The sequence below is a fragment of the candidate division TA06 bacterium genome (genome assembly GCA_016235665.1).
Classification (GTDB): domain Bacteria; phylum Edwardsbacteria; class AC1; order AC1; family EtOH8; genus UBA5202.
The window spans coordinates 201797-213648 of record JACRJI010000012.1 but is presented as its reverse complement, the minus strand read 5'-3'; the positions used below and the strand labels follow the sequence as shown (position 1 = coordinate 213648).

The window sequence follows — 11852 nt, the reverse complement described above, 5'->3', positions numbered from 1 at the left end:
TCAAGGTCTTTATTTTCTTTATCCAAAAGTTTTAGCTGTTCCGATTTTTCATCTGCGATAATCTGCGTAATCTGTGGATCGTAATACCCCGAATGTCCTATATCTGCTTCAGCCTGAACCCGAACTCTATCAGGCTGGTTATCAGAAACTGTTTGACGAATATTATGGCCAGTATCACCAGCATCGGCGACAGGTCCAGCCCTACCGCTCCCAGGGGAATGATGCGGCGCAAGGGACCTAAGATCGGCTCGGTCAGCTTGTACAGCAGCCGGACGATGGGGTTGTAGGGGTCGGGATTGACCCAGGACAGCAGGGCCCGGATGATGACGGCCCACATGTAGATGTCCAGGGCCATACCCAAGACCTTGCCAATAGCTATTATCAGATTTGCCAGAATGAACATTTAACCCTTTGTGCAATTTTATTAGGAAGCCAGGAAAACAGGAATATTTGATTTATGATCTCTGACTTTCCAAACCAGGAAATATTTTTTGTGTCCTTTAGTGTATTTCGCGGGTAGGTCACCCCCGGGCCCCGAAGATGGCGCTGCCGATCCGCACCATGTTCGACCCTTCCTCTATCGCCGTCTCGAAATCGCCGGACATACCCATGGACAGGTGTTTCATCTGAACGTTCGGCAGGCCCAGCTTGGCTGCCTCCTGAAATATTATCCTCAGCCGACGGAATGCCTTTCGTACCCTCTGATCGTCTTCGGTCAGCGGCCCCACCGTCATCAGACCCATGACCTTTATTCCCTCTATATCCTTTATGCCGTTTAAAGCATTTGAGACATCTTCCAGCCCGAACCCGTATTTCTGTGGTTCTCCGGAAGTATTGACCTCCAGCAGGACCTCCTGCACTTTCCCTATCTCCAGCGCTCTCCGGCCGATCTCCCGGGCCAGGTCCGGGGAATCGACCGAGTGGATCAGGGAGAACATCTCCACCGCTTTTTTGGCCTTGTTGCTTTGGAGGTGTCCGATCAGGTGCCATTGCACTCCGCCGGCGATCTCGGGATGCTTCTGGACCGCCTCCTGCACCCGGTTCTCGCCTATGATGGACACCCCGCAGGCTATGGCCTGGTTTATCAGGTCTGGGTTCACTGTCTTGGTGACCGCCACCAATATGATATCGCCGGGCTGGCGGCCGGTTTTTAAAGCAGACTCGGCTATCCGCTTTTGAACAATCTTAAGATTTTCTTCAATTCCAACCATAACATATAATTATACCCTATTTAAAAAGTATTTTTCAATACATTTCGGAGATTAAATTCACCACTGGAACCAAAAGGGCTGCCCGGGAGGGCAGCCCTTTTGCGCCAAGGAAAGAGATCTACTTGACGATCATCAGTTTCTTGGTGGAAACAAAGTCCCCGGCCTGAAGCCTATAGAAGTACACCCCGGCTGCAGCCTGGTTCCCGTTCCAGTCTATCTTATACTGACCAGCCGGCTTGACGCCCAGGTCAAACCGCTTGACCGCCTGCCCGGCTATGTTGTAAACCGTTAAACTGACATTGGAGGTTTTCGGCAGCTGGTAGCCAAAGCTCACCCGGCCCGAAGACGGGTTGGGCCGGCAGGGTTGAAGAGCGAAGATCTTTGGTAAATCGTTACCCGGCTGGCCGGCCACGCCGGTGGGATAGGTCAGTTTAAAGGATCTGGCCGGTGAACTGATGAAGTTCTTGGTATCGTCCAGGGCCCAGACATAGTAGCTGATGTTGATCGTATCGCCCATGACAAGGGATTGTGCCGGGATGACCGCGCTGAAAGTGTCTGCCGCTCCGGCTGCCATGGCAAGGGTATCCCAAGCTCCGCCGTTGATCCGGTAATACAGAACCGCCTGGTCCACCGAACCGTCGTCGGTGATCTTGGATTTAACCGTGTACGGTCCGTAGGCCGAATCTATGTCATCCGGCAGTGAATCTACCCAGATCACCGGCGGCACCGAAACCGAGTACCAGTCGGTCACCATGCCGTAAACATCCCAACCGGTAGCGGTTCCTTTCATGCTTCCGCACAAGGCAAAGAACAGGCGATCGTCGCTGGCCGCCATGTTCTGGGCGCCCCATATATAGAACCAGCTCCAGTTGGCACTGTCGGCCAGCAGCTCATTGACACCCTGGGGCAGGCGGTCCTGGTAGCGCTGGGAGAAAAGGAAATCGTTGTAATCGCTGTCCTCGCCGTTCCAGTAAACTGCATAACGTCCGCCGTCCGGAGACGCTGCCACGGAAGCGCAGTACTGGTCAATGGCCGGGACGTTGCTTACGGCAAAACTGGAGTCCTCTGGCTGGCCAGCGGCATTCAGGTAACGCCCGTAAACATTGTAATTGCCCGCCCGGTTGTCATCCCAGGTGGCCAGGAAACCATGATCTGACCCGGCGATGGAGACGTCCTCCTCATCGTAATCCACGCTGTCGCTTATCAGGTAATTGCCGCCGGCCAGGCTGCCATCCCACCGCATCCTCTGGCCGTAAATGTGGTTGTAACTGCCGTCGCGGTAATCCTCCCAGGCCACCACCAGGCCGCTGTCGTTGGCAGCGGCGCAGGGGTATTCCTGGTCCTGATCCATGGAATCATCGCTGACCAGCACAACCGGGCCGACGCTGTCGCCGTTGGTCTTATATATCCGGCCGAAGATGTCGTAATCGGAGTACTTGTCGCCGTACCAAAAAACCCCGTAACCGCTGTCGGCTGAGGCAATGGACAACTCGTAGTCTTCCGACCCCTGATGGCCGGTGGATATCAGGTGGTTGCCGCCCACCGGACCCCCCGAAGCGTCCAGCCGCTGGCCGTAGATGTCGTAATCGTTGTCACTGCGATAATCGTACCAGGCCACCAGGTAAGAGCCGTCGGCCAGCCCGGCAACCTTGGGCTCGTAGGCATAGCGGGAGTTAGAATTATAGGATGTATCGGAGATCAGGAAGTCCGGGGTCAGGGCATTGCCGTCCTGGTCATACAGCCTTCCGTAGATGTCGCAGACATTCCCGCTGCCGTCACCATTGCGACGATCATACCACACCGCCAAAAATTTGCCGTCTTGTCCGGCGGTCACCGTAGCATCATACTGGTCCTGCACTCCGGCCACGCTGTCGCAGGCCATGAAATTGGGGGTTACGGCGCTCAGGGATGCATCGTAAGCCTGGCCATAGATCAGGGAAATGTCTTTCTCCCTCTGATCGAACCAAAGGAAGGCCCAGCCGCTGTCGCCGGCCAGGGCTTTGGGTATATACTGGTTTTTGCCGGTGGCATCGTCGCTTACCAGCACCTGCCCTCCCAGGGTGTCGCCGTTGGGCTTGAACCACTGGGCGTAGATGTCCGAATCGCCGCTGCGGTCGTCGTACCAGGACAACACGGTCCAGCCCTGCCGGTGGGCGATGGTGGGATAAAAACCCCAACCGGTTCCGTCGGTCACCCGGTAATTGGCGCCGGCCGCGGCTCCGGCGGTGTCGTACCTCTGCAGATAGACGTCGCAGATGCTGTTCCGGCCGTCATACCAGGTGACGGTAAAGCCGCTGTCGGTGCCGCAGGCTTCCGGATAATACCTGCCGGAGGTTGAATTGTCGTTGACCTTGAACTCCGGCCCCAGGGTGTCGCCGTTGGAGTTATAACGGCGAGCATATATATTGTAGCCGCCGGTCCTGGTGTCCTCCCAGACGACCACAAAGCCCTGGGCGGTCCGGGCCGCGGTTGACCTGTACTGGTACTGAGAGGTAACTCCGTTGACCCTTACGTTCGTCCCTTTCAAGTGGCCAAGGCTGTCGATCATCTGCAGGTAGACGTCGCCATCACCGCTTCGGTCGTCATTCCAGGTCACCGCATATCCGCTGTCGGTGGCTGTCAGCGACGGCTCGTTCTTGTCCCCCCCGTCGTAATCATCCACCCGGAAGGCGGTGTCCAGTGGGTTGCCGCTGGCATCGAACCGGCGGCAATAGACGTCGTAAGAGCTCCATGAACGGTAATCCAGCCAGGACAGGACAAAGCCTCCGTCGGGGCTGGCAGCTATTGCCGGATAATTCTGGTAGGTTTCTTTATCGTCCGCCAAAAAGACCGGACCAAGCTTTTGGCCGTCCGGGGCAAAGCGCTGGCAATACAATTTCTGCCACCCTGACCGGTAATCTGACCAAACGCTGACGATGCTGCCGTCCTCCAGCAGGGCCGCCGCCAGATCATAGCGGTAAAGGTTGAAGGGCAGGCTGTCGGTGTTCATTTTGAATTCCGGGGCCACCACGCCCTTGGCTGCCGGAGCGGTGATGGATGAAGCTGACTTGGTTGCACGGATCGGTTTTTTATGCCGGGCAGGATGAGCTCCCTTTTTATGAGCCTCCCCTTTACCCGGCCGCTGCAACGGAAAAACAGGAACCCCGGGTGTATTGGCTGTTGCCGGAAGCGGAAGCCGTTCTGATAACGCCAGCGCCTGGCCGGCGATTACCGCCAGCGCTAAGAGGATGACTGACCGGAGATGCCTCATGAAGAACTCCTTGGTTAAATTTATGTTTTTGGTTTGATGACTGAATTTAAGAACACAGCCGTTTTATTTTACTCCATCCACCATTGTATGTCAAGACAATGTCCTTCGGCTGCCTTTTTCTCTTGACTAACCAATTATTTAAAGGTAGAATTAATGTCGTCTTTCCTATTGCCACGACCTGAGGCTTTCGCTGAAGCTGCGGCCTCCAAGTGAAGGCAAATATGTAGCATAAGCAAAAGGATGTGGCAATAATACCGGTTTACTCACGAAACAACTCCAATAAAGGTAAACATCCATATGTCCGGTTTTTTATTCAGAACCAGGGAATTCTTCCACGCCCGCAAGACCTCCGGCAAGTTCGTCCGCACCGCCGCCAGGCTGGCCTTTTGGGCCGGGCTGGCCCTGTTCTTCTTTCTGGGACTGGGGGCCGGGGCCTTCGTCTTCTACTCCCGCACCCTGCCCTCCACCAAGGCCCTGGAGGACATCCAACCCAAGCAGGGCACCAAGGTCTTTGATGCCAACCAGCAGCTGATCTACGAGTTCGCCGAGGAGCACCGGATAGTGGTGCCACTGGCCAGGATCCCCAAACTGCTGGTGGATGCCACCATCTCCATCGAGGACCGCAGTTTCAGACGGCACTGGGGGGTGGACATGTTCGGCTACGCCGCCGCCTTAAAGGATTTTGCGCTGCGCCGGAGCAAGCGCCTGCGGGGAGCCTCCACCATCACCCAGCAGCTGGCCCGCAACCTGTTTTTGACCCAGGACCGCACCATCTCCCGCAAGATCGCCGAGGCCATTCTGGCCCTGAAGATCGAGCGGCTGTTCTCCAAGGACGAGATCCTGGAGCTTTACTTCAACCAGATCTATTACGGCAACGGGGCCTACGGGGCCGAGACCGCGGCCCAGTTGTATTTTGGCAAGCACGTGGACAGCCTGAGCCTGTCCGAGGCCGCCCTGCTGGCCGGGCTGCCCAAGGGCCCCACCCTCTACTCGCCCTATGACCGCCCGGAGTCGGCCCTCAAGCGGCGGGCCACGGTGCTTGAGGCCATGGTCCAGACCGGAGCCATCAAAAGGCCCCAGGCCGAGGCGGCCGCCCGGGAAACGCTTAAGCTTAAGCCAAAAGAACTGCGGCTGAACGACGCCCCCTATTTTGTGGAGGAGATCCGCAAATACCTGGAGGCCAAGTACGGGGCCAACGCCATCTATCAGGGAAGGATGGTGGTCTATTCCACTTTAGACCTGGAGGTCCAGCGGATGGCCAACAAAACCTCGGAGGACTGGATGCAGAAGCTGGAGGAGACCCGCAAGTTCAAGCCCAGCCGCCGGGAGTACAAGGCGCCGGTCAGCGAAGAGGGCGTGACCAACACCCCTTATATCCAGACGGCCCTGATGGCCATCAACCCCCACAACGGCCGGGTGCTGGCCATGATCGGCGGCCGGGACTTCACCGTCAGCAAGTTCAACCGGGCGGTCCAGGCCAAGCGCCAGGCCGGCTCGGCCTTCAAGCCCTTCGTCTATACCGCGGCCGTGGACAACGGTTTTTCCCCGGGCGACGTGATAGTAGACGCCCCGATAGTGGTGGACGACGACGGCTCGGGCAATGCCTGGTATCCCAGCAACTACGACGGCAAATTTGACGGACCAATTTCCATCCGCAAAGCCCTGGCCCTTTCCAAGAACCTGATCGCGGTCAAGCTAATCCAGAGCGTGGGGCCCAGCAACGTCATCAGCTATGCCCGCAAGATGGGCATCAAGACCTCCCTGCCGGCGGTGCTGTCGCTGGCCCTGGGCTCGGCCGACGTCACCCTGTACGACATGGTCAGCGCCTACGGGGTATTCGCCAACCGCGGAGTGCGGGTGGAGCCGGTGCTGATACTAAAGATCACCGACCGGGCCGGCACGGTGATGGAGGAGAACAAGCCCTATGCCGAGGAAGTGCTTTCTCCCCAGACCGCCTACATCATGGCCAACATGATGAAGACCGTGCTGGACGGCGGAACCGCATACTCCGCCAGGCTTTCAGGATTCACCAAGCCGGCCTCCGGCAAGACCGGCACCACCAACGATTACACCGACACCTGGTTCATCGGATACACCCCGGACCTGGTCTGCGGGGTCTGGGTCGGCTTCGACCAGAAGAAGATGGTCTACGAGGGAGCCACCGGGGCCGGGCTGGCCCTGCCCATCTGGACCGAGTTCATGAAGCTGGCCACCTCCAAGTCATCGGGGGCCGATTTCCCGGTGCCATCGGGCATCAGCAGCGCCACCGTCTGCACCGAGACCGGTCTGCTGGCCACCCCGGCCTGCCCCAAGGTCCGGCCCGAGGTCTATGTCACGGCCAACGTCCCCACCCAGATGTGCAATATCCACAAAATGCAGGACCTGAACCTGCAGGGCAAGGATTACAATTTCGAGCAGCTGGACAAGGGCTCGCTAGACAGCCCGGAGTAAGCTGGATGAAACAAAATAGCCCAGGCCTTAAGGCCTGGGCTATTTTTTATTATTATTACTTCCCATTCTGTTTTATTTCCAGCTTCTCCTCCAGCTCGGCCACCCTTTTTTCCAGGTCGCTGATCACCTTCAGCTTCTCCGGCAGCATGTCAACCGCGGCGTCGATCCGCTTGCCCCTGATGTGGGGCCGGCCCGGGTTGCCGTAGAGCATTGTCTTGGAGGGGGTGGACTTAGTGACCCCGGAATAGGCCAGGCAGATCACATCATCGCCGATCTCCAGATGCCCGATCACTCCCACCTTGCCGCCCATGATCAGCCGGTCGCCGATGATGGTGGACCCGGCGATGCCGCTCAGTGCCGCAATGGCTCCGTCCTCGCCAATTTCCACGTTGTGAGCGATGTGGCACAGGTTGTCCAGCTTGGTCCCCCGTTTGATGCGGGTGGGCCCCAGGGCTCCCCGGTCGATGGTGGAGTTGGCCCCGATCTCGACCTCGTCCTCCAGAATGACAATCCCGGTCTGGGGGATCTTGACGTATCTGGCGCTCTCCCGGGCGTAGCCGAAGCCGTCGGAGCCCACCACCGCCCCGCAGTGGATGATGACCCCGTTGCCCAAGAGACATTCTTCCCGGATCGCGGCGTTGGGGTAGATCAGACAATCGCTTCCGATTCTGGCCCGGGCGCCGATGAAGCTCGGCCCCATCACCACCGTACGGGGGCCGATTGCGGCCCCGTCCTCGATCACCGCATACGGCCCGACCGTGGCGGAAGGATCTATCCTGGCGCCGGGAGATACCACTGCGGCCGGATGGATCCCGGGTTCAGGCCTGGGGTTTGATTCCCGGTAGAAAAGCTGGGCGGCCTTGGCGAAGCCCAGATAGGGATCCCGGCATTCAATGACGGTCTTGCCACTCACTTCCGTGCCCGGGGGAACTATTATGCAGGAAGCCTTGGTGTCGGGAAGCGCGGCGGCATATTTGGGGTTGGATAAAAAACTTAAAAATCCGGGCTGGGCCTCCTTTAAGCCGGACAGCCCTTTCAGCTCCAGGTCGGGGCCCGCCATGCGTCCCTGGCACAGGGCGGCGATCTCGCTGGCCTTGATGCTTCTCATTTTCCGCCGGCCTTCTGGGCCAGCCTGGTTACCAGGTTCTCGCAGGCCCCGGAAAGTTCGGTCTGGCTGGCCGCCACTTCGCTCTCCTCGGCCAGCATCATCCCGGTGTCCACGTTGAACAGCCGGAGTTTTAGGGTGATCTGCCCGCTGGCCGCATTATAATTGATGCCTCCGCTGATGGAGAACTGGGCGGTAAGTATCTTGGCCAGCTCCATGCCCCTGGCATCGCTGACCTCTTTGTCTTCCAGCCCCTTGTCCTTGACCAGGTCCCTGACCAGCTTTTGGGCCAAAGGCTTAAATGTTTCGGAGCGGCCCAGGGAACTGAAAAGATATCCGAAGGCCATCTTGCCCAGTTTTTTGCGCACCGCCTCGGGATCGGCGTCCCAGACCGGAAACAGCGCCAGGGTTGGTTGGTACTGGGCCACTATCCCTTCCGCCTTTGCCAGTTCTTCCAAAACCTGATCGGTCAAGTCCAGGTCCTTGTCGGCATAGACCACCATGCCCGAAGACGAGTCCAGCACCAGCAGAATGTTATTGTCCAAAGCCACCTTTTTGATGATGGCCCCGATCTTCTCCACCATCGGCTTGGAGAGTTCCTTGTTCCTGGCGTCCAGTTTGCCTTCAGGGTCGTAGACCTGGTGGATCAGGGTTTCCACCTCTTTGCTTTTGGCCTTGATCTCGTCCTGCTTAAACTTGCGGCGCTCGCTGCTGATCACCAGGTTCTGTGACTCCAGGTAACGCTGCAAAGAGTCTATCTCCGCCCGTTTGGCTTCGATCTCCTTGTTCCAGGTGTCCAGCGCCCGGTTGACCTGTTGCTTGATATCCGCAGCTCCCTTGTAGTTCTCGAATATCTTCTTGGAATCCACATAGCCGGTCTTCTGAGCCTGGCACCAAGCGGCTCCGACCAGCATCATTGCCGTCAAAGCCAAGAAGAACCTAATCCTGTTCATCGTCACTCCTTCTGGTTGAATCCTAAACATACGGCCTATAGCTGAAAGCTATAAGCTATTGAGTTTTCAGAACGTGGTCCCTATTTGGAAGTGAAATTCCCAGTGATCGTTAAGTTTGTAGGGAAGCCATTTGCGGTCGAACCCGTAGGCCCAGTCAAAGCCCAAAATGCCGATCATGGGAATCTCCATCCTGACCCCGGCCCCCAGGCCCTTGTAAGCCTTGGCCCTTATGTCTTTGACGCTGAGCCAGGAGTTCCCGGCGTCCAGGAACAGCATGGTGTAAATGCTGGAATTAATGCCGTAGCGCAGTTCCAGATTGGATACTGCCATGGCCCTTCCCCCGTAAGAAGTACTGATGGAGCGGTCGGGATAGCCCCGGATACCGTCCTCGCCGGCCCCGCCCACAAAAAAGCGCTCGCTGATGGGAACGGTGTTGGGCGTGGAATAACCGTCCACCATTCCGGCCCGGGCCCGGCCCATTACCGCCAGCTTCCAGAACAGGGGGTGGTAATAGCGGTATTCGCCGATGTATTTTTGGTAATCCACCTGGCCCTGCAGTATCCCTCCGCAGAACTTGGTGCTGAGCATGGTCCGGCTCCCGTTGGTGGCGTTGAACGGCCGGTCCCGGCTGTCCCTCACCAGGCTGATGCCGGTGCTGGAGGATATACGGGGCCAGGTCTGACTGGTCAGACCTGCCGAAGCGGTGGAGGAAAGGTTGTATATGTCCAACCGTTCCAGATTGTACTGCCAGTATCCCCTGGTATAATCCAGCCAGGGAATGGGCCGGCCCAGCCGCAGCCCGCCGCCGATCCTCTCCTCGTCATAAGTGGTGTAGGAATAGGTGGTGCGGTAAAGGTCGATCCCGGCCGAAGTGGGGGTGTCGAACAGCCAGGGTTCGGTAAAGCCCAGATCCAGATTGAATTTCTTGGAGCTGAATTCCGTCTTAAAGTTGATCTCCTGCCCCCGGCCGAAAAGGTTGGGCATCCCGATCTGGACGAATCCGGCCAGTCCGTCGGTAGCCCCGTAGGTGGTGCCCACCTGGAACTGGCCCACCTGTTTTTCCTTGACGGTGAATATCAGGTCGATATCCCCGCTGGTATCGGCAGGCTGGGAACCGATCTGGACGTCCTCAAAATATCCCAGGGAGAAAACTTCGCGCTGGCTGCGGATCACCAGGGAACGGCGGAACAGGTCCCCGGGCAGAACCTTCAGCTGGCGGCGGATGACCTTGTCCCGGGTCTTGGTGTTGCCGGCGATGATCACCTGGCGGATGTGGGCCGGGTTGTTCTCCAGGATGCTGTATTTCATGTCGGCCATCGAGTCGTGCAGGCTGGGCTCCGGGATCACCCGGCAGTAGATGAAGCCCTCCTCGGTGTAGATGGTGTAAAGGTTCTCCAGCGTCTTGTCGGCGTGGTCGGCGCTGAAGACCTGGCCCGGTTTAAGGACCAATGCATGTTTCAGCCTGGGGGTGGTTATTTTTTCGTTGCCCTCAAAGGTCAGCTGTCCCACCCGGTACTTGGTCCCCTCCGTCAGGTTGATGTAGGTGGTCACCCGGTCCCGGTTGTCATTGTAGCTTACGCTGTCCAGCACGGCCTTGGCCTCTATAAATCCGTAGTTCTGGCAGAACCGTTCCACCCGGGCCAGGTCATCGGTCAGAGTGTCCTGGCTGTAGGCTCCCTTGCGGTACCAGGGAACCGCCTTCCACAGCAGGGTCCAGCCGCGCTGCTTGGTGGTCATGGCGTTTATGATGTCCCGGCTTTTGAGTGAAGGGTTGCCGGTGAATACGATCTTTTTTACCCGGACCTTGCGGCCTTCGTCTATCACATAGCGCAGTGAGTATTTGCTGCCGGATTCTATCAGGGTGTCCCGCACCGTCGCGTCGGTATAGCCTTTCTCCAGATACAGGCTGCGGATCAGGGCGGCGTTCTGGCTGATGATCTTTTTGTCCAGCATGGACCCGGGCCGGACCGTCAGGGTGTCCTCCAAGTCCTGGGTGCTGATCTTTTCGTTGCCCAAAAATTCCACCCGCTCCACCAAAGGCTTTTCCGACACAACGAAGACCAGGTCGCTGCCTATGGCAGTGCTATCGGTGCGGATCTGGACATCCTTGAAATATCCCAGGGCGTAGACCTTGCGCAGGGCCGAGGAGAGGCCATCGGTATCCACGCTGTCCCCCACCGTCAGTTGGGAAGCGTTGATGATGGAGACCTGGTCTACGTTCTGGTTGCCCTCCACCTTAAGACCGGTCACGGTCAGGGCCAGGGAAAGGGAACCTGTAAAGGCCGATAAAAACAGGATCAAGCAGGCTATCCGGAATGGTTTTTGATTCATAGATCTTCCTGATAAGTTTGTTTCCCCGGAGGGGAAAAGTTCCCGTCCGGATTGAAGGCAGGATATTGCTTAGTTGCTGTTGAAAATAACTCTTTTACCCGCGCTTGTCCGCCGCAGGAGGGAAAAACGCTAAATGTACGAAAATATTTTATTGGCAAAACAATTGATATTCATAGTGCTGCAAAGACTATGCCAGAAATTTATTTTAGTGTAATTCGCGTATTTAGCGGGCGACTTAGGTAAAACTAATTATAACATCCGCCCTATTAATAGTCAATGCGAAAAAAGGCCCATTTAGAAGAGGAAAACGGGCTTCATATATACTACGCAAATCCGGGACAAAATGTTCCGTTATTGTCTGCCGCCGTTGAGTTGCAATATCATAAGGAAACAAAGAAAAGGCCTTGGTGACCCAAAGCCCTTTTTGTTCATAAAAAAATTAGACTCGCAAAATAGAGTAATGGTTTAAACCTCATCAAAAAAGCATACCAGGTAGTAAAAAAAAGGCCGGAACTAAACGTTCCGGCCTGATATAGCTTTTTTAGTTGGGT

The 11852-nt window shown here is 57.0% G+C and carries 7 protein-coding genes; 1 reads left to right on the top strand and 6 read right to left on the bottom strand.

Translation table 11 applies throughout. The features are described 5' to 3' along the window. Nucleotides 1-97 precede the first annotated feature (97 nt). The 3 genes from HZA73_07670 to HZA73_07660 all read right to left on the bottom strand — a co-directional run bounded on the left by HZA73_07670 (nt 98) and on the right by HZA73_07660 (nt 4461). The gene (locus HZA73_07670; protein MBI5805908.1) at nt 98-403 is read right to left on the bottom strand and encodes a YggT family protein; all 306 of its coding nucleotides are present in this window, start codon (nt 401-403) and stop codon (nt 98-100) included. A gap of 118 nt (nt 404-521) precedes the next feature. Next, nucleotides 522-1211: a YggS family pyridoxal phosphate-dependent enzyme gene (locus tag HZA73_07665; GenBank protein MBI5805907.1), complete on the bottom strand. Its 690-nt coding sequence runs from the start codon at nt 1209-1211 to the stop codon at nt 522-524. A gap of 118 nt (nt 1212-1329) precedes the next feature. Further along, nucleotides 1330-4461 (bottom strand): T9SS type A sorting domain-containing protein, encoded by a 3132-nt coding sequence (locus HZA73_07660; protein ID MBI5805906.1) that lies wholly within the window; start codon nt 4459-4461, stop codon nt 1330-1332. A gap of 297 nt (nt 4462-4758) precedes the next feature. On the opposite strand from HZA73_07660, the gene HZA73_07655 reads away from it, so the two are divergent. Then, entirely contained in the window at nt 4759-6912 is a 2154-nt protein-coding gene (locus tag HZA73_07655; protein ID MBI5805905.1) for a PBP1A family penicillin-binding protein, read from the top strand. A gap of 55 nt (nt 6913-6967) precedes the next feature. Here the strand turns inward: HZA73_07655 and lpxD are convergent, their stop codons facing one another. The 3 genes from lpxD to bamA all read right to left on the bottom strand — a co-directional run bounded on the left by lpxD (nt 6968) and on the right by bamA (nt 11301). Continuing rightward, nucleotides 6968-8020, bottom strand: a complete 1053-nt coding sequence (lpxD, locus tag HZA73_07650) for a UDP-3-O-(3-hydroxymyristoyl)glucosamine N-acyltransferase (protein ID MBI5805904.1) — start codon at nt 8018-8020, stop codon at nt 6968-6970. Further along, the gene (locus HZA73_07645; GenBank protein MBI5805903.1) at nt 8017-8970 is read right to left on the bottom strand and encodes an OmpH family outer membrane protein; all 954 of its coding nucleotides are present in this window, start codon (nt 8968-8970) and stop codon (nt 8017-8019) included. Before HZA73_07645 ends, lpxD begins: the two co-directional genes overlap by 4 nt. Nucleotides 8971-9036: 66 nt before the next feature. After that, nucleotides 9037-11301, bottom strand: a complete 2265-nt coding sequence (gene bamA / locus HZA73_07640; protein ID MBI5805902.1) for an outer membrane protein assembly factor BamA — start codon at nt 11299-11301, stop codon at nt 9037-9039. Between the last annotated feature and the right edge of the window lie 551 nt (nt 11302-11852).